The following is a 24,772-nucleotide window of genomic DNA, read 5'->3' as shown; positions in this document are numbered from 1 at the left end:
GGTACGACCGCGAGATCTCGACGGGAGCACCGGTCAGGTCGTCTCCTTCAGGCCCCAGCCGATGATCACCGAGGACAACCTGGTCGTCGAGATCGACACGGTCCCGTACTTCCAGGTCACCGACCCCCGCGACGACCCGGTGCCGGGCGCGGATGCCCGCGCCGACGAACACCGGTCGTGATCGTTGCCCTACGAACCTCGGCCATGAAAAAGGTCCTCCCGCCCGGGTCACCGGGCAGGAGGACCGGGAAGAGAAACCCTCCTCCGGAGGTCAGGGGCGGTGCTCCTCCTGGAGGTGACGCTCCTGCTGCGACTCCGTCTCCGCTCCGAGGAGGCCGTTGCCGGGGAGAGGCGCCGGAGGCGCGTTGAGCTGGCGGGGACCGAGATCGGTCTCGGCGGCCTCGGCGACCGCGTCGGCGGCCGCCTGCTCGGCCTGCTTCCGCTCCTCGGCCGCCGCCTCGTTCACCCTGGGGGTCTCGCGGACGGCCGACGACTGCGGCAGCGCCTCGGTGAACGCCTTGGAGACGCCCTGGATGGCGGTGGTGACCTCGCTGGGGATGACCCAGAACGTGTTGTTCGGGCCCTTGGCCAGCTCGGGCAGGACCTGCAGATACTGGTACGCCAGCAGCTTGGGGTCGGGGTCGTTGCGGTGCACGGCCTGGAAGACCTCGTCGATGGCCTGCGACTGACCCTCGGCCTTGAGAATCGCGGCGCTCCGGTCACCCTCGGCCCGCAGGATCGCGCTCTGCTTGTCACCCTCGGCGGTCAGGATCTGCGACTGCCGCTGGCCCTCGGCGTTGAGGATCGCGGCGCGCTTGTCCCGCTCGGCGCGCATCTGCTTCTCCATCGCCTCCTTGATGCTCTTCGGCGGGTCGATGGCCTTGATCTCCACCCGGTTGACCCGGATGCCCCACTTGCCGGTCGCCTCGTCGAGCACACCGCGCAGCTGGCTGTTGATCGTGTCACGCGAGGTGAGCGTCATCTCCAGGTCGAGCGAGCCGACGACGTTACGCAGCGTGGTGACCGTGAGCTGCTCCACGGCCTGGATGTAGTTGGCGATCTCGTACGCGGCGGCCCGGGGATCGGTGACCTGGAAGTACAGGACCGTGTCGATCTCGACGACCAGGTTGTCCTCGGTGATCACCGGCTGGGGCCTGAAGGAGACGACCTGCTCACGCAGGTCGATCATCGGATAGACCCGGTCGATGTAGGGGATCACGAAGTTCAGGCCGGGCTTCAGCGTGCTGTGATAGCGGCCGAGTCGTTCCACGTTGCGGGCTCGCGCCTGGGGGACGATGCGCACCGAACGGATCACGGTGAACACCGCCAACAAAGCGATGAGCAGTCCGGCTACGAGTAGAGCATCCATGGCGTCACTCCCGACGTGGATTTATTTATGGCGGCACTCCCGCGGTCTGGCTGTACGGGCAGAGGGGTCGTGGCGTCACTCTCGTGGATACACGAGTGCGGTCGCGCCTTCGATCTCGATGACGTCGACGGTCGCTCCGGCGGGGATCACCAGAGTCTCGTCGTAGGCCCTGGCGGACCACTCCTCGCCGCCGATCCGAACCCGGCCGTCCCTGCCGGTCACCTCGCTCAGGACGTAGGCGGACCTGCCCACGATCGCCTGGATCCCGAAGCGCTGGCTCCGGGGTTGCAGCTTGGCGATGTGGCGCTGGGCGACGGGACGGACCAAGGTCACTCCGGCGGCCATGGAGGCGACGAACACCACGAGTTGGAGTGGGATCGGCAGCCCCAGCGCGGCGGCGACGGAGGTGATGAGGGCGGCGCCCCCGAGCAGGCCGAGAGCGGTGGTGAGGGTGAGTATCTCTGCGACACCAAGCGCCACAGCCAAGATCAACCAGATGACCCAATACTCCATGCTCCGACCCTCCTGTCCTACTTGTACAACGTTCCGGACGTCAGGTAGGTTCCTTTGCTCACCGTATGCCTTTCGCCATATCGCGGACAGGCCCGGTTCTCCCCGCAGGCCGCCGACTTCGAGCGCCTCGGCTCATCCCTTCCCTCGAATCGCCGGGTTACCGCGCGGGCTCGATCCTTCCGGAGACCTCACCCAGAGTGATGACGGTCCCGCCGGGTCCCGGAGCGGTCGCGGTGATCGTGACGGTGTCCCCGTCCTCCAGGAAGGTCCTGGCGGAGCCGTCGGGCAGCTTCAGCGGCTCGGTCCCGTTCCAGGTCAGCTCGATCAGCGAGCCGCGCTCGCCCGGCCCGGAGCCGGAGACCGTACCGCTCGCGTAGAGATCGCCGGTGCGCAGGGCGGCGCCGTTGACGGTCATGTGGGCGAGCATCTGGTCGGGCGTCCAGTACATGTCCCGGTACGGGGGACGGGAGACGACCTCGCCGTTCACGGAGACCTCCATCCGCAGGTCGAGCCCCCACGGCTCCTCGCGGCGCAGGTAGTCGAGCGGCTCGGGATCCTGCCGCCTGCCCTCGACGCGCGCCTCCGACAGGGCCGCGAGCGGGGTGATCCACGGAGACATCGAGGTGGCGAAGGACTTGCCGAGGAACGGGCCCAGCGGGACGTACTCCCACGCCTGGATGTCGCGGGCACTCCAGTCGTTGACCAGGGTCACGCCGAACACGTGGTCCTCGAACCGTCCTGCCCGCTCCCCGAGGGCGGTCGGCGCGCCGACGACGAATCCCAGCTCCGCCTCGATGTCCAGCTTGGCGGAGGGGCCGAAGACCCCCGCGCCGCGCTGCCCGGAAGGTCGGGTGACCGGGGTCCCGGACACCACGACCGTCCCCGCCCTGCCGTGGTAGCCGACCGGCAGGTGACGCCAGTTCGGCTTGAGCGGCTCCTCGTCGGGGCGGAACATCCGGCCCAGGTTGGAGGCGTGCTCCAGCGAGCAGTAGAAGTCGACGTAGTCGGCCACCTCGATCGGCAGGTGCAGGGTGACCTGGTCGAGGGGTATGAGGTGCGGCTCCACCACCACGTGGTCGGTGCTCAGCTTGTTCTGGATCAGGGTCCGGGTGTCCCGCCACGCGGCCGGGCCCCTGGACATGAAGGCGTTGAGCGATCCGGTGGCGAACACCTCGTCGTGCAGCGCCCCGGCCAGGTCGACCACGTGGTCTCCGTACCGGACGCCGACGCGAGGGGTCTCTCCCTCATGACGGGAGAAGACTCCGTAGGGCAGGTTCTCCAGGTCCCAACCCATTACACGTTCTCCTCTGTTGTGTCGGGGGCGGCCATGCCGTGGGCCGCTCCGCCGGTGGTCGCTGTATCGGGGATGGTCGTTCCGGGGATGGCCGTGCCGGTGCCGGTGCCGGTGCCGGTGCCGGTGCCGGTGGTGGCGGTGGTGGTGTTGTGGGGCGCCGTGCCGGCGGGGGCGGGCGGGCGCCGGGCGATCAGGCCCAGGGCGACCAGGTCCTCGATCGGGGTGTGCGTGTCGCACGACCCGTACGACACCAGCAGCTCCCTGGCGCGTGCCGAGGTGTCGTCGGGCACGGCCTGTGCCAGCCGTACCAGCTCGCCGACGTCGGTGAGCTTCAGCACCGGCACCGGGTCGCGGTCCTCCACGGCCGCGCAGACCGCGAGGACCAGGTTGAGGAATCCGTGCCGGTCGACGCCGAGCGCGGGATCGAAGTGGCGGACCGCGTTGTGCAACCCCGCGGTCGCCTTGAACGGCACGCCGTGCCTCGCGCAGTGCGCGATGAGGGCGCCCAGGTCCGCGGCGCTGGGAAAGGCGCCCGCGGTCAGCCCGCCGCAGCGGAACTTCAGACCGGGGCCCTCGCCGTCGCGCGGCAGGGAGGTCAGGGAGGCGAGGGAGGCATGGTCGCCGGCGGACACCTCGACGAACAGCCGGGCGTCGCCGGGCAGCCGTCCGGCCAGTCGCTCCCACACCGCTCCGGGGGTCTCGCCCGGCGCCTGCCGCACCTCGACCAGCTCGACGGCGACGTCCTCCAACGGCGGTAGGTCGGGGGTGTCGAGGATCAGACCGAGCCGGATGGGAAAGGTGAGGTGGTCGCGGAGCTCCCCCAGGCGTCCGGCCGGGCAGAGGAACCGGTGGGTGAGCACCGGGTCGTTGCCCGCCAGGTCGTTCCTGTGGCGTTCCAGGGCCTCCGCCATCGGCAGCCCGGTCGGCGGGAACAGCCCCGCGTCGTCGACGAGCTCCCGGAAGAGCGTCGCCGTTCCCATGCCCACACCGCTCATACCTGTGCCGCTCACACCTGTGCCGTCCACGCCCGTACCGCTCGCGTCCCTACCGTCCACGCCGGCGCCCGTTCCCGTTCCCGTGCTCGCGTCTACGCTCATGGTTCTGCCCCTACCCCGTGGCGGGTCGGAGGTCGCGCTCGGACCGGAGACCGTATCCGTGTTCGTGGTCACGTCCGGGGACGCTCCCGCGTTCGTGTCCCGGCCTCGGGCCGTGTCCGGAGGCGGCTCCGGGTCCGGGGCCGCGTTCGTCAACGGGCCCACGTCCACGCGTACGCGGGGTCCTCCACGGAAAGCCCGGCGCGACCCAGGTCGAGGGGGCGGAAGGTGTCGACCATCACGGCCAGCTCGCTCGTCTGCGTGTGGCCCTGCCGGACCGCCTCGATGACGGCTTCGACGGCGCCCGGCTGCGGCCCGTGCGTGAACCCCGCCGGGTGCAGGGAGACCGAGCCGACGTCGATGCCCGATCCCTTGCGCGCCGTGTAGTCGCCGCCCGCGTAGAACATCAGCTCGTCGGAGTCGACGTTGTGGTGGTTGTACGGGATCGGGATCGCGTCGGGGTGGAAGTCGAGCGGCCGGGGGCAGAACGAGCAGATCACGAAGTTGGGACCCTCGAAGGTCTGGTGCACCGGCGGCGGGGCGTGGGTGCGCTTCACGATCGGCTCGAAGTCGTTGATGTTGAACGCGTACGGGTAGAGGCAGCCGTCCCAGCCGACCACGTCGAACGGGTGGTCGCGGTAGACCAGCCGGGTGAGCCCGCCGCGCGTGCGGACGAGCACCGGCACCTCCTCGCCCTCGGTGATCAGGGGCTCCTGCGGGGTGCGCAGGTCGCGCTCGGAGTAGGGGGCGTGCTCCAGGAACTGGCCGTATTTGGACAGGTAGCGCTTGGGCGGCCGGATGTGACCGGCCGCCTCGATGGTGAACGCCGTGACGAGGCCCCTCGGCACCCACCGGTGGATCGTCCCGGTGGGGACGACGACGTAGTCACCCTCCCCGGCCTCGATCGCCCCGTATGTCGACTCGAACCTGACCTGCCCGCTCGCGATGTAGACGCACTCGTCGCCCATGGAGTTGCGGTAGAGCCCGCTGGGTTCCTCGCTCGCGGCGTACGACATGCGGACGTCGGCGTTCCCCGCGATCAGCCCGCGCCCGGAGACGAGGTCCCCCTGGGGCTTGAGGTCCTGGGTACGCAGGTGGCGGGGGGAGAGCGGCACGTTGGGGGTGAGGTTTCGCGACTCGTCGGGCTCGACGGCCTCGGCCTTGACGATCGCCGTGGGGAGGTGGCGGTGGTAGAGCAGCGACGAGTCGCTGGAGAACCCCTCCTCGCCCATCAGTTCCTCGGCGTACAGCCCGCCGTCGGGCCGCCGGAACTGCACGTGCCGCTTGCGGGGGATCTCCCCTACGACCCGGTAGTACGGCATCCGCTTCTCCCAGCTCTGTCCGTTTATAGGACGCATACGTCCTTTATACGAACAACCATCTGTCAGGGGGATGGGAGATGTCAAACGTCGTCCCAGGGTGTCCGTCCCGTAGGAATCCCACCTCTGCCGGCGCCGCCCCGGTGACCTACGCGAGCCGACGCCGTTCGAGCGAGGTGATGTGCGGACCCGACCCGGCGCGATTCGGGGCGCACATTCCCGGGCGAGCCTCAGCTCACCGCCTGCTTCACCAGCGCGCTGATCCGCGCCTCCACCTCGGCCGTCACCTCGGTCAGGGCGAAACCGGCGGCCCACATCGCGCCGTCGTCCAGGTTCGCCTGGTCGCTGAACCCGAGCGTCGCGTAGCGTGTCTTGAACTTGGCCGCGCTCTGGAAGTGGCACACGATTTTGCCGTTCAGCGCGTAGGCGGGCATCCCGTACCAGAGCTTCGGCGCGAGGGCCGGGGCGTCGGCGGTGATGACGGCATGGACGCGCTGGGCCAGGATCCGGTCCGATTCCTGCATTTCGGCGATCTTCGCGAGCACGTCCCGCTGGTCCTGCGCCGCCTTGTCCGCGCGTGAGCTGCGGCGCGCCGCCGTCTTCCGCTCCTGGGCATGGTCCTTCATCGCGGCCCGCTCCTCGGCGGTGAATCCCTCGTACGTGCTGCCTTCGGTGCTGCTCATGGCGGATCTCCTCCTGGAGGATCTTGATTTTCTGGATTTCGAGAAGGGACCTTGTGGTCCTCGGTCGTGATGACGTCGTCGAGGTCGTCTCGCCGCCCGCCTCGGCGGATCCTTCGAGCGAGGTGGGTTCGTGGTCTTGTCGGCGGCCGCCAAGCGGCGGGCATGGCAGGGGCAGGCGGCGATCAACGGTCCTGCAGAAGCCCCAGGACGTTGCCGTCGAGGTCGACGACGGTGGCCACCAGGCGTCCGCCGCCGACCTCGTGCGCGGCCTCCCGGACGATGGCCCCCGCGGCGATCACCTCGGCCAGCTTCGCCTCGATGTCCGGTACGTGCCAGTAGGCCACCGGCGAGGTCATGCCCTGCGGTCCACCGCCCGGCACCAGCCCGATGTGCTGGCCCTCGACCTCGAAGCCGACGTAGTAGGACGAGTCAACCTGGGGCGGGACACCGAGCAGGGCCGCATACACCGTCTTGGCCTTGGCCAGGTCGGACACCGGGTGCAGCACGGTCTTGATTCCCTGGGCGGAAGAGCCGGTCATGGTCACTCCTGTGGTCGTGGGCCTCGTCGACCCGCTGTTCGCGTGTTCACAGCTTCGCCTCCGGCCTGCCCGGCCGACATCCGTGGTGACCACGGAACCGCCCACGGATCGACGGCACGGATCGCGCCCGGTGGCCACCACGGATGAGAGCACGGAGGGGGTGCGGCAATATGTGACAGTGATTGCAGCAGCGGACATATCGCCCCGGGAAGCCGAAGTGCTGGAGCTGGTCGGGGCCCATCTCAGCAACGCCGAGATCGGGGCACGGCTGCACATCTCGGTGCGCACCGTGGAGAGTCACGTCTCCTCGCTGCTGCGCAAGCTGGAGGTGCCGGATCGGCGGGCGCTCGCCCGCCGCGCGTCCGAGCCGATCGGCGTCGGCCCGTCTCACCCGGCACCGGTTCTGCCGGCCCCGTTGACCTCGTTCGTCGGCCGGGTGAGCGAGCGGGCCGAGCTGGCCGAGCTGATCAAGGAACACCGTCAGGTGACCGCGGTCGGTTCCGGCGGGGTGGGCAAGACGCGGCTGGCGTTGGCGGTGGCCGCGGAAGCGGCCGGCGAGTACGCCGACGGGGTGTGGTTCGTCGACCTGGTTCCGGTCACCGATCCGGACCTGATCGCCACGGCGGTCGCCGGGGCGCTCGGCCTCGGTGAGCAGCCCGGCCGCGACATGACCGAATCCGTGCTCGCCGCACTGGCCGACCGCCATGCGCTGCTGGTGCTGGACAACTGCGAGCACATGGTGGACGGGGTGACGCTGTTTCTCGAGCGGCTGCTGGCGGCGTGCCCTCGGATGACGGTGCTGGCGACCAGCCAGGCACGGCTGATGGTGCCGTTCGAACGGGTGTATCCGGTCCCGCCGCTGTCGCTGTCCGTCGACGGTGAGTCAGACGCGGTCGCGTTGTTCAGGGAACGGGCGGCGGCGGTGGGCCGGTCACTGGATCCCGCGCTGCGCGATCAGATCGCCTCGATCTGTGAGCGGCTGGATGGGATGGCGCTGGCGATCGAACTGGCCGCCGCCCGGTGTTCCACGCTCGGGCTGGACGGCATCAACGCCGCCCTGTCCCATCCGCTGCGGATGCTGACCGGTGGCTCCCGTGCCGACGAGCGGCACCGTTCGGTGCGGGGGGCGCTGGACTGGAGCCATGCTTTGCTGGAACCGGCCGACCGGGCGCTGCTGCGCCGGGTGTCGGTGTTCGTGGCACCGTTCACCGCTGCCGCGGCGGCGGAGGCGGCCGGGGGCGAGGAAGGCATCGTCGCCGAGGGACTGGCCCGCCTGGCCGAACAGAGCCTGCTGGTGGTGACGGGGTCCCCGGGCGGGACCAAGTACCGGGCGTTGGAGACCATCCGTCAGTACGGGGTGGAGCGGCTGGCCGAGGCCGGTGAGCTGGTCGACGCCCGATCCCGGCACGTTCGCTGGTGCCTGACCAAGGCCGCCGAGCTGGCGGTGGTGCGAGCCGACTGGCGGGCCCGATTCGACGCGGTGGTGGACGATCTACGCGCCGCCCTGGCGTGGGCGGCCGACCGGCCGGAACAGCGCGCGGACGCGTACCGCCTCGCTCGGTTCATGGCGGAGCTGACCTTCGTCCGTCACCTGATCGGCGAGTCCCAGGGGCGCTACGAGCAGGCCGCCGCGCTCGCCGACGACCCCGCCGCCGGGGCATCGATGCTCCGGCACGCCGCGGCCGTGGCCGGCTGCCGGATGCACGGCGATGACATGTACCGCCTGCACCGTGCGGCCGCGGAGGCCGCCGACCGGGCCGGTGACACCGCCGGCGCCGCCCGTGACCTGGCGACCGCCGCCGCCGGCGCCTACCGGTTCTCCGGAAAGTTCGTCAGGAAGCTGCCACCGGAAGAGGTGATCACGCTCATCACCCGGGCGCGGGAGCTGGGCGGCGACGACCCGGCCGCCCAGGGCGCGGTGGCGTTGGCCGAGGCCGGACGGGCGCTCACCGAGATCGGTGCCGCACCGGGCGTGAACGACAACGCGATTCCCATGGCGATCGCACGCGCCGAACGAGCGGTCGAACTCGCTCACCGCACGGGTGACCCGCTCGCCGAGTCCGCCGCGCTCGATACGCTCACCTGTGCTCGGAGCTGGGCCGGCGACCCGTTCGCCGCCGCCGACTCGGCCCGGCGCCGGATCATGCTGCTCTCGTCCACACCGGACACCCCGGCCGGTACCCACGAGCTGATCGAGGCACTTGGTGAGGTCACCGAGGCCGGCCTCGGCACCGGCGACCTGCCGGGGGCCCGCCGGTGGGCGCGGCGACTCGCGGATCATCCGCTGCTGGCGGAAGTCGGCCATCGTGCCACGAGCTGGCTCCTTGTGGCCGACGCGATGGCGGGCAACGTCGAGGAGGTGGTCACCGGCAGCGTCCGGTTCCTCGACGCGTGGCAGCAGGCCGGCAGCCCCGCCAGGTCCGTCCTCGGCCCGTCGGCGGCCGCGGTGGCGATGATCCACGGCCTACGCGACGACCAGGACGCCTGGCGTGAATGGAGCGCGGTCCTGAATCGTCTCGACCCCTCACCGGGCAATACCCACGGCTACGGGGCGGTCTTCGACGCGATGCTCCTGCTCCACCGTGGGCGGGCACCGCAGGCGCTGGAGCGGCTGGCGCCTGAGCCCGGCGAGGTATGGCAGTGGGTCACCTGGATCTGGCTGCACTGGTATGTGGCGCTGAGTGCCGAAGCCGCCGTACTCGCCGGGAGCTCCGATGCCCGCGACCGTCTGGCCGAGGCTCGGACCGTCGTGGCCGGCAACCCGGTCGCCACCGCCATCGTGGAACGGGCCCAGGCGCTGCTCGACGACGACCGGGAGCGGTTGCTCGCCACGGCGGACGCGTTTGACGCCGCCGGCTGTCGCTATCAGTCGGCGCGGACCCTGGTGCTCGTCGGCGGCGGCCACGCCGCCCGTGGCGCGGCCGCGCTGGCCGACCTCGGTTTCGCCCCGATGGCCCCACCGGACGCGCCCCGGAGCCGTTTTTGAGTACGGCCTTCCGGGGTGTCATCGGCAGGCGCGTCCTCTCAGGGCTGCTGGTAGGCGTCGGGGATGCCGTCACCGTCACGGTCGACGGTCTCGACCTCGTGGATGCGCCGGTAGGTGCGATTGCGCATGCGGAGGATGAGTGTCGCGAGCAGGGCCGCGACGAGGGAGCCCGTGAGGACCGCCACCTTGACGTGGGCGTCACTCTCGCTGCCGGCCCCGAACGCCAGCTCCCCGATGAGGAGGGAGACGGTGAAGCCGATGCCGGCGAGTATCGCGAGCCCGGCCACGTCCACCCAGCTCAGGCTCTCGTCCAGGTCGGCGTGGGTGAAGCGGGACACCAGCCAGGTCGCGGCCATGATCCCGATGGGCTTGCCGACCACGAGCCCGATGACGATGCCCACCGCGATCGGGTCGGTGAGGGCGGAGGCGAGGCCGCTCAGGCCGCCGATGGCCACCCCCGCCGACATGAACGCGAAAATCGGCACGGCCACCCCGGCCGAGATCGGTCGCATGCGGTGCTCGAAGTGCTCGGCCAGGCCGGGTCCGGCGCCGGGACCCCCGGCCCGCTCGCTGCGGACGACCGGCACGGTGAAGGCGAGCAGCACCCCGGCGACGGTGGCGTGCACACCCGAGGCGTGCATCAGCGCCCAGGTCGCGGTGGCGAGCGGTAGCAGCAGCCACCAGGCGCGCACCCGGCGCCGCACCAGCAGGGCGAAGATCGCCAGCGGCACCAGCATGCCCAGCAGGGGCAGCAGCGACAGGTGCGCGGTGTAGAAGAGCGCGATGATGGCGATGGCGAGCAGGTCGTCGACCACGGCCAGGGTGAGCAGGAAGGTGCGCAGCGCCGTGGGCAGGAACCGGCCGACGACCGCGAGCACGGCCAGCGCGAAGGCGATGTCGGTGGCCGTCGGGATCGCCCAGCCCTTGCCCGCGTAGTCGGCCGCGTCGCTGGAGAGGGTGACGAGCAGATACAGCCCGGCCGGGACGATCACACCGCCGAACGCCGCCGCGACCGGCACCGCCGCCCGCCGCACCTGGCGCAGGTCGCCGGCGACGAACTCGCGTTTGAGCTCCAGCCCGGCCACGAAGAAGAAGATCGCCAACAGCCCGTCGGCGGCCCAGGTGGCGAGGGTCAGATCCAGGTGCAGGGCCGCGGGCCCGATCCTGATGGCGCGCAGCGCCTCGTAGGCGCCCGACCAGGGGGAGTTCGCCCAGATCATCGCGACTACCGCGCCGACCAGCAGCAGCGCTCCGCCGACGGTCTCCCCGCGCAGGATGTCGGCGATGCGGCGGGCCTCGTCCCACGAGCCGCGGCTGAACAGGCGAGGCGTGCCGGGAGAGGTGTTGCCCATGTGAGCTCCGCTTCAGGGGTCGGGTCGGACACTGCCGACCAGACTTCCCGGCGCACCGCCGTTCACCATACCCGTGGGTTCGGCGGAACCCGGCGGAGGGTGCCACGTGTCAGGGCCGCCCGTGGCGCGGTCGCCCGTCGTCCGGCGGCCCCGAGGGGCACGGAAGGTGCCACGTGTCAGGGCCGCCCGTGGCGCGGTCGTCCGCGGTCCGGCGGCCCTGAGGGGCAGGGCGTGCTCAGGGCTCGCTTGGGCAGGGCGTGCTCAGGGCTTGCGTCCCACGGCGCAGAACTCGTCCACCTCGCGGAGGCCGCCGACGATCGACGGCCCCGGACGCCAGAGCGGGCACGAGACCACGCCGGGTTCCACCACTTCCAGCCCTTCGAAGTAGCTCTCGATCTGCTCGGGACTGCGGAGGGTGTACGGGACCGAGCCGGCCTCGTTCCAGATGGCGATGGCCTTCTCGAACTCCACGCCCCGGATCACGTTGGTGCCGTCGGCCACCGCCAGGTAGCTGCCGGAGGGCAGGGCGGCGAGCAGGCGGCGGGTGATCGCCCGTCCCTCGTCGATGTCGGTGATGTGACCCAGGATGTTCATCAGCATCAGCCCGACGGGCCTGTCGAAGTCCAGGGTGTTCCCGGCGGCCTCCAGGATCCTGTCGGGGTCGCGCAGGTCGGAGTCGATGTACTCGGTCGCACCCTCGGAGGTGCCCGTCAGCAGGGCGCGGGCGTGCGTGAGCACCATGGGGTCGTTGTCGACGTAGACGATGCGCGCGTCCGGGGCGACCCGCTGGGCGACCTGGTGGGTGTTGTCGACGGTGGGCAACCCGGTGCCGATGTCGAGAAACTGGCGGATGCCGCCCTCACCGGCCATGTACTCGACGGCGCGGGAGAGGAACGCTCTGGACGAGCGGGCGATATCGACGATGTCAGGAAAAATCCCGACGAACTGGTCGCCGATTTCGCGGTCGATGGCGTAGTTGTCCTTGCCGCCGAGCCAGTAGTTCCAGATGCGGGCGGAGTGGGCCACGCTGGAGTTGATCGTGGAGGCATCGTGCGGGGAGGTCTCGTCGGACACGGCCTGCTCTTTCTCTGATGCAAGGGAAGGAAGATCCTATTTTGCCATCTTGCCGGTTCTGTGCCGTTCTTGTCCGCATTTGTCTATTTATTTGATTGTTTAGCTGACCTGAGATGAGGAAACCTCAGGTCAGCGAGGCGGACAGCTCCTCGGCGGCGGCGACGACCCGGGGCCCCACGGTGTCCGGATCGAGCCGGGTGAAGGCGACCACGCCCACCGACGCCTCCAGCCAGGGGAGACCGGTCACCGGGGCGGCGATGCCTCTCGCCCCCTCCTGGAGCTGGCCCTCGGAGAGCAGATAGCCGGTGTGGCCCTCGCGCAGGGCGAGGATGGCCAGTCCCGCCGCACCCCGGCTCAGCGGGTGGCGGGAGCCCTCGCGATAGGCGACGTGCATGTTCGTCCAGGAGGGTTCGACCACCGCCACGGCGAGGCCGTCGTCGCCTTCGGCCACCGTGAGGTGCGCGGTCGCCCCCACCTCCTCGGCCAGCCCGCGCAGGGCGGGGAGAGCGCCCTCCCGCAGCAGCGGTTGCACGGCACGGGCCAGGACGAGGACCCCGAAGCCCAGGTGGACGCGTCCGCCACCGTCCCTGCGGACGAAGCCCTCGTTCTGGAGGCTGGTGAGCAGCCGGTACACCGCCGGGCGGCTCAGCTCCAGCTCCGCCGCCAGCTCCGTGGGGGTGTGACCCCGCCGTCCGTCGGCGAGCAGGCGCAGCAGGCGCAGGCCGCGCTCCAGGGTCTGCGAGGATTCGGCCGGCATCTAGGAGGCCCACTGGGCTGGAAGCATGTCCCGATTATCGCTCGGTATCCGGGATGACCGTTGGACGGGAACCACGCTGCGATCATCGCCGCCACCCCGGTGCGGGCCGGAGGTTCCTTGCGGGACGGGCATCCCGGCAGGAGGCGGGAGCCGGTCGACCGTAGAAGCACTCCCGCACCGGATTTGCCCGCTAGCTGCAATGTCAGGGAGTCCTCCCCCTGACATCCTTGATGTGTGGCCATACGCTGTCTCATCGTCGACGACAACGATCACTTCCGCAGTGCCGCCCGCGCGCTGCTCGAAGGGGAGGGGATCGCTGTGGTCGGCATGGCAGCAGAGAGCGGCGACGCCCTCCGGCAGGTCGACGACGCCCGGCCGGATGTCGCGCTCGTCGACATCGATCTCGGTGAGGAGAACGGCTTCGAGGTGGCTCAGCAGCTTGTGAACGGTCGCCGCCGCCCTCCGCACGTCATCCTGATCTCGACGTACGAGGAAAGGGACTTCGAAGAGATGATCGCGGGCAGTCCCGCCGTCGCGTTCCTCTCGAAATCAGCCCTTTCCGGGGCGGCGATCCGGGAGATCCTCCAAGAGGCCCGCTAAGGAGAGGACCTCTGCGGTCTCTGCGGTACGGAGACGCGGAGGCATGGTCACAGGTGACGTCGTGCTTTGTGGCCGACGTCCTCGCCGATGACCTCTCAGCGGGAGTCGAGGAAGGTGAGCACGGCGAGAACGCGGCGGTGGTCGTCCTCCGTCCCCGGGATCTGCATCCTGGACAGGATGCTGTGCACGTGCTTCTCGACTGTCCCCTCGGTGATCCAGAGCTTGTGTGCGATGCCGGAATTGGAGCGCCCCTCGGCCATCAGGGACAGGACCTCCATCTCACGCGTCGTGAGAAGTTCCAGCGGGTCGTCCCTGCGATGGGACCTGATGAGCTCCTTCACGAGGCTCGGATCGACGACCGAGCCGCCCTGGGCGATGCGCTCAAGCGTCTCCACGAAGTCCTCCACGCCGGTGACCCGGCTCTTGAGCAGGTAGCCGACCCGATGTCCCGTCGCGAGAAGCTCCATCGCCTCCTCCACCTCGACATGTGCCGACAGCAGGAGGATCCCCGTCTCGGGAAACTCCTCGTGGATCACCCGCGCCGCGTCAAGGCCCTCGTTGGTGTGGGTCGGAGGCATCCGGATGTCGAGAATGACGAGATCGGGTCGGTGCAGCCGGACGAGGGCGAGGATCCCCTCCGCGTCTCCGGCCTGGCCGACGACCTCCAGGCCCGACCGCGCCATGAGGCTCGCCATCCCCTCGCGGAAAAGCACGTCGTCGTCCGCCAGCGCTATCCTTATTCGATCTTCGCTCACCGCTCTCGCCTCTTCTCCGCTGTCTCCCCGCCGCATTCTTGTTACAGAAATGGTCATACGAGATCAAAGGATTTATTCCTTTGTCGCTCCGGGTAGCCGTCTATGCGCGGCCAGACCGGAATTCGACCGTACAGGAGCCGTCACTCCTCTCCGACATGCGAGTATCTTAGTCTCTATGCCGGAAAGGCTGTTGTCGGTGTTGCTGCGCACAAAGCGTCCACCCCTTTCGGCGGGGATCATCTGTGTCGTCCTGAGTGTCGCGGCGGGAGCCCTGCTGTCTATTCTCATGGAGAACGTGGCTCCGGGTATTTCGCTGGGAGGGATCTATCTTCTCGGTGTTCTGCTGATCTCGCTTGAGTGGGGGCTGGGACTGGGACTGGTGACCGTGGTCGCCAGCGCCGCCGCCTTCGACTACTTCAACCTTCCGCCCCCGGGGAGCTTCGCGCTCGAGACGCGCTGGCTCTGGGCCCCGCTCCCGATCTTCATCGTCGTCGCGCTGGCGACCAGCGCGATCGCGGCACTGGCACGCTCGCTGGGGATCCGGGCGGAGCAACGTCGTCGCGAGGCGGACCTCTCCACCCGGCTGGCCCACATCCTGTTGCGCGCGGAGAATCTGCGGGCGGCGCTGCCACCGGCCTCGCGTCTGCTGGCGGAGGCCATGGAGGCGCCGAACGCGGAGATCCGGCTCGGGGCGGTGCCCGCGGAGGAGGGAGGGGAGGCGATACCGCTCATGGAGAACGACGTCAGGACCGGCACGCTGCTCCTGCCCGCCCGCCTTCCCGAAGCCGTACGAAGGCGCCTGCGTGAGCGGATGGTGCCTTCCCTGGAGGCGCTGCTGCTGGCGGCCCGTGATCGCGAGAACACCGGGATCGCCCTGGCGGCGAACCGTGACAAGCTCCGCCGGATCGCGGAGGAGCAGATGGCGCTGCGGCGCGTCGCGACACTCGCGGCGCAGGGCATCTCCTCGACGGAGCTGTTCAGCGCGGTCGCCTTCGAGGTCGGCTCCCTCATGGAGGCGGAGCACGCGGCGATCACTCGCTACGACCCCGGCCACGTGACGGTGGTGGGCTCGTGGAGCCGGCAGGACTGCCTGGAGAAGACGCTGCCCATCGGCTCGGAGTGGCCGCTCGACGAGGTGAGCCTCACGGCCATCATGCTGAGGACGGGGCGTCCGGCACGAAGGACCGACTACGTGAAGGGCGACGGGCCGATCGCGCAGTGGTCGAAGGCGGGAGGGATCGTCGCGGGGATGGGTGCTCCCGTGATCGTCGACGGGAGCCTGTGGGGCGGGCTGCTCATCTTCTCCACCACCTCGCAGACGAAGTTCGAGGAGATGGAGGAACGCCTGGCGGACTTCGCCGAACTGGTCGGTACGGCCATCATGAAAGCCCAGACCCGCGCCGATCTCGCCGCCTCCCGTGCCCGGGTCGTCGCCGCGTCCGACGAGACCCGCCGCCGCATCGAGCGCGACCTGCACGACGGAGCCCAGCAGCGCCTGGTCTCGCTCGGGCTCGAACTGCGCGCCATGGAGGCATGCGTTCCCCCGTCGATGACGGAGCTGAGGAAGCAGATCTCCCACACGGTCCACGGACTGACCGGGGTCGTGAACGATCTGCAGGAGCTCTCACGCGGTATCCACCCGGCGATCCTCTCGAAGGGCGGGCTCGTGCCCGCGCTGAAGACGCTCGCGCGCCGCTCCGCCGTTCCCGTCGATCTCGAACTCGCCTCCGTCCCGCGCCTGCCGGAGCGCGTCGAAGCGGCCGTCTACTACACGGCGGCGGAGGCGCTCACCAATGTGGTGAAGCACGCGAACGCCTCCGTGGTGTACGTCACCCTGGGCATGAACGGATCGGGTATCCGGCTCTCGGTCCGCGACAACGGAAGCGGGGGAGCCGACTACGGCAAGGGGTCGGGGCTCATCGGGCTCAGGGACCGCGTCGAGACGCTCGGCGGCAAGCTGAAGGTCGTGAGCAAGGAGGGGGAGGGGACAGCGCTCTCGGTGACGGTGCCGGTGGTGACGACGCCTTCATGACGACGCCTTCATGACGACGCCTTCATGACGGTGCCGAAGGGCGAACGCGGCTCGCCGGTGACGGGCGGAGGGAGATCGGGCCCGGCGTCAGAGGTGTTCGGACACCTGGTGATCGGCGAGCGGAAGGCGGAGGACGAAACGCGCGCCGCCCATGGCGGAGTCCTCCACGTCGATGGTTCCCCGATGGGCCGTGGCGATGTCACGGGCGATCGTGAGGCCGAGTCCGGTGCCTCCCCGGGTGCGGCAGCGTGCCGTGTCCAGGCGGGTGAACCGCTCGAAGATCCTTTCACGGTCGGCGGCGGCGATGCCGTCACCGTCGTCGGCGACCGCGAGCTCGCCGTACCGGCCGTTCTTGCGCACCTCGATCAGCACCGCGTTCCTGGCATGGCGCTGGGCGTTGTCCAGGAGATTGGTGAGGAGGCGGGTGATCTCCACGTCGACGACGTTCGCCCGCACGCCGGGGACGAGCCGCAGCCGTACGGGGACGCCCTTTTCGTGCCGCGAGACCGCGGCGCGGACCATTTCCGCCAGATCCACGTTGACGAACGAGTCGGGAGGGTTCGCCCCCACCTTGGCCAGCACCAGCAGGTCGGTGACGATCGTCTGGAGTCGGCCGACGCCCTCCAGCGCGTCGTCCAGAAGCTCGTCCAACTCCGTCTCGTCGGGGTGTAGCCGTGCTTCTTCCAGGAGTGTCCGAAGCCCGGCGATCGGCGTGAAAAGCTCGTGCGAGGCGTCGGACACGAAGCGGCGCTGCTGGGTCAATGAATGATCGATTCTGCTTCTGGCGCTTTCCAGCCGGTTCAACAGATTGCCGGTCGCCAGTGCGAGATGCATGATCTCATCTGCCCCTGGAAGGCCGTGGAATCCGTTGCTCAGATCCTTGGCAGGCGGCGACATGAGAGTCCGTTTCGGTATGCGTCGAGGAGTGCTCTTTCGTCGACGGCGGTGGAGTCTCTCACCCACGGCTTGACGGCCGGGGGAGTCCTCCCGCTCTGGACAGTTACCCACGTCATCATCATTACCGGGCTCGTCGCTCGCCGTCTGCGCTGGCAGCCTCCGTTCGGCACCCCATGCCACCGGGCTCCGGGCATTCCCGCTAGCCGTAATACCCGGGTCCTCTCGCGGGGACGTTCCGCCGCGCGAGGCCGAGATCGGTCCACGCCGGTGCGACGGGGGTGTCCGGTGTGATGGCTGGTATGGGTTCGACGGGATATATCGGAATGCTGATGATTCCCTGACCGGGGCTGTCGGGTCCACCGTGATCTGGGTAAAGTGCGGGTCGATCGTTTTGTCCAGTTTGCCGGGGAGTTCAGACCATGCGACTTACACTGCGCCGGGCCCTCGCCACGGGCGCCACGCTCGCGCTCGTCGGTGTCATGACCCCCGCGGCCGCGTACTCGCAGGACGATCCCCGCAGTTGTAACGACACGATGGGACCCGACACCCCGGCCTACGTCGTCTGCCACTGGCTGGCCAAGCCCGAAGAGGCCCTCGGGGTCGCGCTGTTCTGGGGGGCCGACGACAACGCCAACCTCAAGGAGGCGACCCCGAGCGACGGCAAGTTCATCGACTGCTCGGCCGCCGGCTCGGTCTGCCCGGAGCCGCCCGGTGGCGGTGCCGAGGGCGACGAGAACTCCCCCTTCCCCGAAGGGGCCGGAGAGGGTGGCCTTCCCGAGTGTGAGGAAGGGCAGCCGTGCTCGGTCGACGGACACGGTGAGGGCGGCGACGGCACGCCCTCCAGAGCCGAGCAGACCGGCGCCTCCACCGCCAAGAACGTCCAGGACCCCGCGGTCGCGGCCGCGGCGCTCACCCCCGCCGGCCAGGCGATCACCGCGGCGAAGGCCCTGCAGCTGAGGGTCTGGATCGACACCGAACTGGCCGACGACTGGAAGGCGGGCACCGAGACCTTCACCGCCGCCGTCAAGCGCATCGGCGCGCTGGCCGCGCGCCCCGAGGTCGCGGGCATCCGGTTCACCTCCCAGCTGGGCTACAACACCACCTTCACCACGAACGAGGAGGTCGCCGCGTTCGTCACCGCGGCCTCCGACGCCCTCCGCCAGGCCGCGCCCGGCAAGCGGCTGGGCATCCACACGGTGGTGCCCGAGCTCGCCTGCGGCGCGAACGACACCTGCAAGGCCGAGATGCGCAAGCGGTACCCGCTGCTCACCCCCGAGAAGATCGAGTCTCCCCTGATCGCGGGCCGCGTCGACCAGATCTCCCTGGACACCGGCCTGCTGTACGGCGGCTACGACGCCTGGAAGATCAACGCCGAGCAGGCCCACCTCAACCAGTGGATCCAGGTCCGCGCCCGGTCGTGGGACGTTCTCGCCCAGGTCGCCGCCGAGGAGACCGGGATCGTCGGCGAGGTGACCGCGGAGAAGGTCGTCTCCCGGCTCTCGGTGCCCGTCAAGGACAACGCCGCCCAGCAGGTGAACGTGTGGACGAGCGTCCAGGACGCCCAGGGCACCATGAAGAGGCTGACCGCCTGGGACCAGCTGAAGAAGCTCGCCCCGATCCAGCGCCGCCTCGCCGCCGTCTACAACCCGGCCAACCCCGAGACGGACATGGCCGCCGACCTCAAGAAGCTCTCCGAGGTCTTCGGCCAGATCTATCTCAAGACCGCCTGACGCGTCGCGGCCCTTTCCCGCGTCACGTTCTCCCGAGATCGGCGAGATGCTCCATGGCGGTGAGGTCGATCTCCATCGCGCTCGTCCCGGGAGGCAGGCCCAGCGCCTGAACCGTACCGGGGCGCAGCTGGCCCGCATGGCCCAGCACGGCCTCGCCGACGAGGAGCTCCAGGCAGCGTCCCGGCAGCCAGGGCGCGTACTCGGTGGGCCGGGTGACCAGCCCGGCCCCCATGACGTGCGCCGCCGTACGCGCGGCGTCGACCGCGCGGGCCCACGACGACTCGCCGGTGAGGGCGGCGGCGAGGTGCCTGGGCTGGGCGGGAATCGCGGACGCCAGCGCGTCGAGCTGGGCGCCGGTGGGGCGGCGGTCCGCGCGGGGGCGAGGCGGAGGGGCGTCGCTCGTGAGGGGGGCGAAGACCACTCCCTGCTCGAAGAGCGCGGGGACGAGGTTTCCCCGTTTGAGGTTCAGGCCGAGCGTCGTGAGCAGTCCGGGGAGAAGCGTGGTGCGCAGCGACGGCTCGTGCGGGCTGATCGGGTTCGTGAGCGTGAGCGTGGCGCGGCGCGGATCGTCGGGTGCCAGGCCGAAGGCGTCCCAGGCGGCGTCGCAGACGAAGGGGAAACCGGGCGTCTCGACGTATCCCGCTCTCGCCAGCGCGTGCCCGATCCGCCGCCGCAGGTCCTGTGACCGGGGCAGCCCTCCACCGGCCTCCCGTCTTCGGGTGCTCCCTGCGCGGTGACCGCCGCGCGCCAACGGGATGATCTCCATGTCGGGCACGGCCCGCGCGGCGGGAACGGCCCGCGTCATCGCCGTGTTCGTGACCCTGTCCAGGGGAAGGAGCATGGGCCGCGACCTGCCGGGGGCGAACCCGTCCATCTGAAGGGGAAAGCGGATGTCGCCGTCGACGACGTCGCGCATGTCCTTCAGCCCGTGCCGGAGCATCAGCGTGCGCTCGATGCCCATGCCGAAGGCGAAGGCGCCGTATCTGTGCGGGTCGATACCGCAGGCGGCCAGCACCCGGGGATGGACCATGCCGCACCCGCCCCACCCGATCCATCCCTCTCCGCCGCACGTCCCGCACGGATCCGAGGTGGCCCCTTCCCGGAGCGCCCTCGCCGGGTCCTCCTTCGGGAGGTCACGGCAGACGGCGCACTCCACGTCCACCTCGGCCGACGGGTCGGCGTAGGCGAACCGGCGGGCGCGGAGCCGGATCGCCGTGCCCCTGCCGAACATGGAGACGGCGAAGTGGTCGAGGGTCTTCTTCAGGTCGACCATGGTGAGGCCCACGTCGACGGCGAGGCCCTCGACCTGGTTGAACACCGGGCTGTGGGTGACGTCGGCCGCCTCGGGGCGGAAGACGCGGCCCGTGCAGATCACCCGGAGGGGCGGGGGCGTGCCGAGCATCGCCCTCACCTGCACCGGTGAGGTGTGCGTACGCAGCAGGAGGCCCGACCTCCGGCCGGAGCCCGCGGGGTTCTCGATGTGGAAGGCGCGTTCCGGGGCGCGGGCGGGGTGGCCGTCGTCCATGTTGAGTGCGTCGAAGGCGAACCACTCGGCCTCGACCTCGGGCCCCTCGACGACGTGATAGCCGAGGTCGAGGAAGAGATCGGTCATCTGCTCGGCCATGATCGTCACCGGATGCCTGGCCCCACGCGAGTCATGCGGCGCACTCCCCGCGCTGCCGCTGGATGCGCTCCTCATTACTGCTTCTGCCCTCTTCCTCTGTGAGGCTTCCCGGCAGGGCCGGCTCTTGAGGCGGTCGGGCGAGAGCCGCCGGATCGCTTTTGGCCGGGATGTGACGGGAAGCGAGCGGAAGCGCGGATCGTGGCGACCGGACGACCTCACGCGTGAGACGCGAGATCACCTTCTGGAAAGGGATGGGCGTGCGAAAACCACTCGGGAACATCGGTGTTCACACGTCAACCCGAGCCTTCGCTACGCCTTGCGCTCATATGACTACCCAAAGTTATTGCCAGGTCAATGGCGCGTCAACATGCCACCAGGTCGGCGACGGGAACGGCGGTGAAGGCGGGGGGAAGGCCGGCGCGGGGCCGAGGGGGGAGGGCCGGGGTGAGACGGGAGGGCGGGGGTGGAAACGGCGGGACCGGATCCGATCGGGGTGCCCCTGCCCGGATGGGGTGGGGCCTCGATCGGATCCGGTTCGCCGGCCGATCCGGGGTCCGGTGCCCGGGTCGGCTCCGGATCGGCTCCGGGATGCCGGGGCCGACTCGGCCTGAGGCGTCCGGGGCGGGCCCGAGTGCTCAGGTCGGTTCGGTGAGGTGTTCGGATCGGGGGTGGAAGGTCAGCTCGGCCGGGTCTGGGCGAGGTAGCCGGCGAACTCCTCCAGGGAGATGAGGCCGTCGCCGTCCTGGTCGATCCTGGCGACGGCCGCAGCGGCCGCCTCCGGGGTGATCGGCTGGCCGAGCACCTCCATGAGTCTCGTCAGTTCGGGGATCGAGATGAGGCCGTCACCGTCAACATCAACGATCTTGAAAGTTGTCGCGTAGTCGTCCGCCACGATTGCATCCGCCTTCGGCAGCAGGGAAATCAGACGCCAAGCACACTAGCGGGATTCGAGGCGCGTCTTCCGCTGGAAAGCGGAGTATTCACGCGGAAAGGGGCGCCGCCGATTCGATCGGCGGCGCCCCCTTCGAGACCGCGTCCCATCACGTCGTGCCGCGTTCCGACGGCGTCATACCTGCGGCGTGGACGCAGGTATGGGCGCCGGTACGGACATCGGCCGCGCGGGTGATGCGGATGTCGATGTCGGACGGCCCGGTAAGGGCAGGGAGGGGGAAGGTTCAGGCCCGTGCGCCGGCCATGGCCTGGCACGCCTCGGCGCATGCCCGGCAGGCGTTGGCGCACTCCTTCAGCATCGCGTCGCCGTTCATGGACATGCACGCCTCGGCGCACTTGCTCGCGACCTTCGCGCACATCGCGGCCATCTCCATCGCCATCGGCGACTGGCGCATCATCATGTCCGCGCACATACGGGTTATGTCGGAGCAGTCCATGAGCGGGGCCATCATCGCCATGTCGGCGTGCTGACCCCCCTGCCTCAGGCAGTAGGACATGGTCTGCTCGCAACGGCTGTGGCTCTCCATGCAGGCATCGATGCACTTCTGCATCTGAGGGCTCATCTTCACCGCGTGACTCATACTTTCTCCCCGTTTTCGTGACCGGCATCGTTTTGACGGCCAAAGGTGTCGCAACAGGGTTGTGCCCCTGCCGAATACCTCTGCTCGCCGGGGAGTTCCGCCTTTAGCCGCAGATGGAAATAGTTTTGTGTATGAATTCACCCTTAATTTGTAGGATTAACGGGAAAAGGAGGGCGACGGCCCGAGCATCGTGCTCGGACCGCCGCCCGGCCTCCGTTTTCCGTTCCCTGGCCTCCGGCCTCCGTTCCCTGGCCTCCGCCGTCTGCTCCCGGTCGGATCGCCCCGGTTGGGGCGCCGCTGTCGGATACGCCGCTGTCGGATCGCCGTTGTCAGACCACCGCGCCCGAACCCTCGCGAGGCCGGGCCGGCCCCTTCCGCTTGGGCGCGGGCGGAGTGCCGGGGCTGCGCTTCTCCAGTTCGATGGCGATCGGTCCCGCGACCAGCGCGGAGGAGAGCGTGCCGACGACGATTCCGATCAGCAGCGCCACCGCGAAGTCGGTGAGCGAGTCACCGCCGAGCACCGCGAGCGCGGCCAGGATGAACAATGCGCCCAGGCCGGTGTTGACCGTACGGGGGATCGTCTGCAGGATCGAGGTGTTCGTCACCTCGGCGAACGAGGCCTTCGGCCGCGCTCCCCACAGTTCGCGGACCCGGTCGAAGACCACCACCTTGTCGTTGACCGAGTAGCCGATCACGGTGAGCATCGAGGCGAGGAACACCCCGTCCACCGGCTTGCCCATCCACGCGAACGCGCCGATCACGATCGCCGCGTCGGCGGCGAGGGCGAGCACCGCCGCCAGCCCGAACGTCCAGCGGAACCGGAAGGCGAGATAGGCGAGCTGCGCGGCGAGCGCGACCCCCAGCGCGATCAGCGCGTTGCGGCGCAACTCGTCCCCGAGGCTCGGCCCGATGAGCTCGTCGCGCTCCTTGGTGACCTGCGCGCCCTGGCTCTCCAGCGCGTTCTCGATCCGCACCACCTCGGCGGGGCTGATCTGTCCGGTCCTTACGGAGATGTCGTCGCCGGAGGTCTGCACCACCGCGTTGGGGAATCCGGCCTCGCTGACGAGCGCGCGGGCGGCGTCGGCGGTCATCGGGGTGCTCGAGGAGTACTCCACGAGCCTGCCCCCGGTGAACTCCACGCCGAAGTTGATCCCGCGCACCGCCACTCCCGCCACGGAGGCGGTCACCAGCACGCACGTGACCAGGAGATACAGCGCGCGGCGGCCCATCAGGTCCGGCTTGTGCGTGTTCAGCCAGGTGCGGACGCGGCCGATGCTGGACAGGCCGGTCATCCTGGGCCGTGCGGCCACGCCCTGGAGGGACACTGCCCACTGGGCGATGACGCGGGTGATGACCATCGCGGTGATCAGCGAGGCGATCACGCCGATGCTCAGCGTGACGCCGAAACCGCGTACAGGGCCGGACGCCAGGAAGAACAGGAGTCCGGCGGCGAGCAGCGTGGTGATGTTGGAGTCGGCCACCGCGCTCCAGGCGTTGCGGAAGCCCTTCTCCAGCGAGCCCCGCAGCCCCGGCTCCGCCTCGTACTCCTCGCGGGCCCGCTCGAAGACCAGCACGTTGGCGTCGACCGCCATGCCGATCGCGAGCACGAAGCCCGCCAGTCCCGGCAGGGTGAGTGTGGCGCCGAGCCCCACGAGCGCCGCGTACGAGATCAGCGCGTAGCAGGCGAGGGCGAAGGCGGCGATGAGGCCCACCAGCCGGTAGATCACGATGATGAACAGCGCGGTGAGGATGATGCCGATGACCGCGGCCTGGGCGCTCGCGGTGATCGCGGCGGCGCCGAGCGTCGGGCCGACGGTCCGCTGCTCGACGATCTCGACGGGCACCGGCAGCGAGCCGCCCTTGATCAGCAGAGCGAGGTCCGCGGCCTCCTCCGCGGTGAAGGTGCCGGTGATCTGGGTGGAACCTCCGGCTAGGCCGACGTTGCAGCCCACGCTCTCGTTCACCTGGGGTGAGACGATCACCTTGGAGTCGAGCACGATGGCGACCCTGCGCTTGGGGTCGCCCGGCTGGTTGCAGGCGGCCTGGCCGGTCAGCTCGGCCCACTCCGCCCGTCCGTTGTCGCGGAAGTCGACGGTGACGAACCAGCCGCTGCCCTGCTGTGCGTCGATCCCCGCCTGGGCGTCGCTGACGCCGTCACCGGTGAGCGCGGCCGGTCCCACGTGCAGCGGGCTGCCGTCCTCGTCGGGCAGGATCAGCTCGCCGTCCTTGGGCTTGGTCTCGTCGGCGGGGTTGGGGACGGCGATGACGGGGTGGAAGGTGAGCTGCGCGGTCTTGCCGATGACCTCGGCGGCCTTGGTCGGGTCCTGCACGCCCGGCAGTTCCACGATGATGCGCCGCTCGCCGGAGCGGGCCAGCGGCGCGTCCGCGACGCCCAGGCCGTCGGCCCGGCGGCGGAGCACCTCAAGGGTGCGGTCGGTGGCCGCCGCGTCGGCCTTGACGGTCGGTGAGTCCTGGGTCTCCAGTACGAGCTGGGTACCGCCGCGCAGGTCGAGACCGAGGCGCGGCGACATGGTCAAAGCGATGAACAGCGAGGTGGCGATGACGGCGAACGCCGCCACCGCGCGTACCACCGGGGCACGCGACATGGAAGCCTCCACAGGC

General features: G+C 69.9%; 20 protein-coding genes. 4 read left to right on the top strand and 16 right to left on the bottom strand.

Translation table 11 applies throughout. The annotated features are described in order from the left end of the window. Positions 1-271: 271 nt before the first annotated feature. From AB0B96_RS32515 to AB0B96_RS32485, 7 genes are all read right to left on the bottom strand, one after another. A complete protein-coding gene (locus tag AB0B96_RS32515; RefSeq protein WP_362904919.1) occupies positions 272-1,369 on the bottom strand; it encodes an SPFH domain-containing protein in 1,098 nt (365 codons plus the stop codon). Between the two features lie 75 nt (positions 1,370-1,444). Beyond that, entirely contained in the window at positions 1,445-1,882 is a 438-nt protein-coding gene (locus tag AB0B96_RS32510) for an NfeD family protein (RefSeq protein WP_350945720.1), read from the bottom strand. Positions 1,883-2,039: 157 nt separating this feature from the next. Beyond that, entirely contained in the window at positions 2,040-3,176 is a 1,137-nt protein-coding gene (gene fahA / locus AB0B96_RS32505) for a fumarylacetoacetase (protein ID WP_350945719.1), read from the bottom strand. Further along, a complete protein-coding gene (locus tag AB0B96_RS32500) occupies positions 3,176-4,273 on the bottom strand; it encodes a hypothetical protein (RefSeq protein ID WP_362904916.1) in 1,098 nt (365 codons plus the stop codon). The genes fahA and AB0B96_RS32500 overlap by 1 nt, the downstream gene beginning before the upstream one ends. Before the next feature lie 149 nt (positions 4,274-4,422). Further along, positions 4,423-5,592 (bottom strand): homogentisate 1,2-dioxygenase domain-containing protein, encoded by a 1,170-nt coding sequence (locus tag AB0B96_RS32495; RefSeq protein ID WP_362904926.1) that lies wholly within the window; start codon positions 5,590-5,592, stop codon positions 4,423-4,425. A gap of 227 nt (positions 5,593-5,819) precedes the next feature. Continuing rightward, positions 5,820-6,272, bottom strand: coding sequence for a DUF1801 domain-containing protein (locus tag AB0B96_RS32490; protein ID WP_362904914.1), 453 nt, complete (start codon positions 6,270-6,272; stop codon positions 5,820-5,822). Between the two features lie 182 nt (positions 6,273-6,454). Next, positions 6,455-6,811: a VOC family protein gene (locus AB0B96_RS32485; RefSeq protein WP_362904912.1), complete on the bottom strand. Its 357-nt coding sequence runs from the start codon at positions 6,809-6,811 to the stop codon at positions 6,455-6,457. A 178-nt stretch (positions 6,812-6,989) separates the two neighbouring features. On the opposite strand from AB0B96_RS32485, the gene AB0B96_RS32480 reads away from it, so the two are divergent. Continuing rightward, positions 6,990-9,797 carry a LuxR C-terminal-related transcriptional regulator gene (locus AB0B96_RS32480; RefSeq protein WP_362904910.1) on the top strand — a complete coding sequence of 936 codons (2,808 nt, stop codon included), beginning with the start codon at positions 6,990-6,992 and terminating at the stop codon, positions 9,795-9,797. 38 nt (positions 9,798-9,835) lie between these two features. Here AB0B96_RS32480 and nhaA read toward each other — a convergent pair whose 3' ends face one another. The 3 genes from nhaA to AB0B96_RS32465 all read right to left on the bottom strand — a co-directional run bounded on the left by nhaA (position 9,836) and on the right by AB0B96_RS32465 (position 12,980). Beyond that, positions 9,836-11,149 carry a Na+/H+ antiporter NhaA gene (gene nhaA / locus AB0B96_RS32475; RefSeq protein WP_362904908.1) on the bottom strand — a complete coding sequence of 438 codons (1,314 nt, stop codon included), beginning with the start codon at positions 11,147-11,149 and terminating at the stop codon, positions 9,836-9,838. Between the two features lie 261 nt (positions 11,150-11,410). After that, entirely contained in the window at positions 11,411-12,223 is an 813-nt protein-coding gene (locus AB0B96_RS32470) for an SAM-dependent methyltransferase (RefSeq protein WP_362904906.1), read from the bottom strand. A 124-nt stretch (positions 12,224-12,347) separates the two neighbouring features. After that, a complete protein-coding gene (locus tag AB0B96_RS32465; RefSeq protein WP_362904904.1) occupies positions 12,348-12,980 on the bottom strand; it encodes a helix-turn-helix domain-containing protein in 633 nt (210 codons plus the stop codon). A 234-nt stretch (positions 12,981-13,214) separates the two neighbouring features. Here AB0B96_RS32465 and AB0B96_RS32460 point away from each other — a divergent pair, with 234 nt between their 5' ends. Next, the gene (locus tag AB0B96_RS32460; RefSeq protein ID WP_362904903.1) at positions 13,215-13,580 is read left to right on the top strand and encodes a response regulator; all 366 of its coding nucleotides are present in this window, start codon (positions 13,215-13,217) and stop codon (positions 13,578-13,580) included. A 95-nt stretch (positions 13,581-13,675) separates the two neighbouring features. Here the strand turns inward: AB0B96_RS32460 and AB0B96_RS32455 are convergent, their stop codons facing one another. Beyond that, positions 13,676-14,335 carry a response regulator transcription factor gene (locus tag AB0B96_RS32455; protein WP_362904901.1) on the bottom strand — a complete coding sequence of 220 codons (660 nt, stop codon included), beginning with the start codon at positions 14,333-14,335 and terminating at the stop codon, positions 13,676-13,678. Positions 14,336-14,510: 175 nt separating this feature from the next. On the opposite strand from AB0B96_RS32455, the gene AB0B96_RS32450 reads away from it, so the two are divergent. After that, on the top strand, positions 14,511-16,367 hold the full coding sequence (locus AB0B96_RS32450; protein WP_362904899.1) for a DUF4118 domain-containing protein: 1,857 nt from the start codon (positions 14,511-14,513) through the stop codon (positions 16,365-16,367). 87 nt (positions 16,368-16,454) lie between these two features. On the opposite strand, the gene AB0B96_RS32445 is transcribed toward AB0B96_RS32450, so the two are convergent. Then, positions 16,455-17,201 carry a HAMP domain-containing sensor histidine kinase gene (locus tag AB0B96_RS32445; protein ID WP_362904897.1) on the bottom strand — a complete coding sequence of 249 codons (747 nt, stop codon included), beginning with the start codon at positions 17,199-17,201 and terminating at the stop codon, positions 16,455-16,457. Between the two features lie 482 nt (positions 17,202-17,683). Between AB0B96_RS32445 and AB0B96_RS32440 the strand changes: the two genes are divergently transcribed. After that, complete coding sequence (locus AB0B96_RS32440; RefSeq protein ID WP_362904895.1) at positions 17,684-18,994, top strand: hypothetical protein; 1,311 nt, start codon at positions 17,684-17,686, stop codon at positions 18,992-18,994. Positions 18,995-19,016: 22 nt separating this feature from the next. Here AB0B96_RS32440 and AB0B96_RS32435 read toward each other — a convergent pair whose 3' ends face one another. The 4 genes from AB0B96_RS32435 to secD form a co-directional block, all read right to left on the bottom strand. Next, entirely contained in the window at positions 19,017-20,693 is a 1,677-nt protein-coding gene (locus AB0B96_RS32435) for a hypothetical protein (RefSeq protein ID WP_362904893.1), read from the bottom strand. A gap of 601 nt (positions 20,694-21,294) precedes the next feature. Then, a complete protein-coding gene (locus AB0B96_RS32430; protein WP_362904891.1) occupies positions 21,295-21,510 on the bottom strand; it encodes an EF-hand domain-containing protein in 216 nt (71 codons plus the stop codon). Between the two features lie 283 nt (positions 21,511-21,793). Continuing rightward, positions 21,794-22,150 carry a four-helix bundle copper-binding protein gene (locus tag AB0B96_RS32425; RefSeq protein ID WP_350945704.1) on the bottom strand — a complete coding sequence of 119 codons (357 nt, stop codon included), beginning with the start codon at positions 22,148-22,150 and terminating at the stop codon, positions 21,794-21,796. Between the two features lie 329 nt (positions 22,151-22,479). Beyond that, positions 22,480-24,756, bottom strand: coding sequence for a protein translocase subunit SecD (secD, locus tag AB0B96_RS32420; RefSeq protein ID WP_362904888.1), 2,277 nt, complete (start codon positions 24,754-24,756; stop codon positions 22,480-22,482). Between the last annotated feature and the right edge of the window lie 16 nt (positions 24,757-24,772).

It is taken from the genome of Streptosporangium sp. NPDC049046 (assembly GCF_040649155.1).
In the GTDB taxonomy this organism is placed as follows: domain Bacteria; phylum Actinomycetota; class Actinomycetes; order Streptosporangiales; family Streptosporangiaceae; genus Streptosporangium.
Note: the sequence above shows the minus strand (reverse complement) of the source record. Positions and strands in the feature narration are given on the sequence as shown.

Excerpts from the sequence above, each read along its gene's own strand:
- AB0B96_RS32510 (WP_350945720.1), bottom strand. The coding sequence starts at position 1,882 with ATGGAGTATTGGGTCATCTGGTTGATCTTGGCTGTGGCGCTTGGTGTC.
- nhaA (WP_362904908.1), bottom strand. The coding sequence starts at position 11,149 with ATGGGCAACACCTCTCCCGGCACGCCTCGCCTGTTCAGCCGCGGCTCG.
- fahA (WP_350945719.1), bottom strand. The coding sequence starts at position 3,176 with ATGGGTTGGGACCTGGAGAACCTGCCCTACGGAGTCTTCTCCCGTCAT.
- AB0B96_RS32450 (WP_362904899.1), top strand. The coding sequence starts at position 14,511 with ATGCCGGAAAGGCTGTTGTCGGTGTTGCTGCGCACAAAGCGTCCACCC.
- secD (WP_362904888.1), bottom strand. The coding sequence starts at position 24,756 with ATGTCGCGTGCCCCGGTGGTACGCGCGGTGGCGGCGTTCGCCGTCATC.
- AB0B96_RS32445 (WP_362904897.1), bottom strand. The coding sequence starts at position 17,201 with ATGCATCTCGCACTGGCGACCGGCAATCTGTTGAACCGGCTGGAAAGC.
- AB0B96_RS32515 (WP_362904919.1), bottom strand. The coding sequence starts at position 1,369 with ATGGATGCTCTACTCGTAGCCGGACTGCTCATCGCTTTGTTGGCGGTG.
- AB0B96_RS32465 (WP_362904904.1), bottom strand. The coding sequence starts at position 12,980 with ATGCCGGCCGAATCCTCGCAGACCCTGGAGCGCGGCCTGCGCCTGCTG.
- AB0B96_RS32485 (WP_362904912.1), bottom strand. The coding sequence starts at position 6,811 with ATGACCGGCTCTTCCGCCCAGGGAATCAAGACCGTGCTGCACCCGGTG.
- AB0B96_RS32435 (WP_362904893.1), bottom strand. The coding sequence starts at position 20,693 with ATGAGGAGCGCATCCAGCGGCAGCGCGGGGAGTGCGCCGCATGACTCG.
- AB0B96_RS32425 (WP_350945704.1), bottom strand. The coding sequence starts at position 22,150 with ATGAGTCACGCGGTGAAGATGAGCCCTCAGATGCAGAAGTGCATCGAT.
- AB0B96_RS32495 (WP_362904926.1), bottom strand. The coding sequence starts at position 5,592 with ATGCCGTACTACCGGGTCGTAGGGGAGATCCCCCGCAAGCGGCACGTG.
- AB0B96_RS32500 (WP_362904916.1), bottom strand. The coding sequence starts at position 4,273 with ATGAGCGTAGACGCGAGCACGGGAACGGGAACGGGCGCCGGCGTGGAC.
- AB0B96_RS32490 (WP_362904914.1), bottom strand. The coding sequence starts at position 6,272 with ATGAGCAGCACCGAAGGCAGCACGTACGAGGGATTCACCGCCGAGGAG.
- AB0B96_RS32440 (WP_362904895.1), top strand. The coding sequence starts at position 17,684 with ATGCGACTTACACTGCGCCGGGCCCTCGCCACGGGCGCCACGCTCGCG.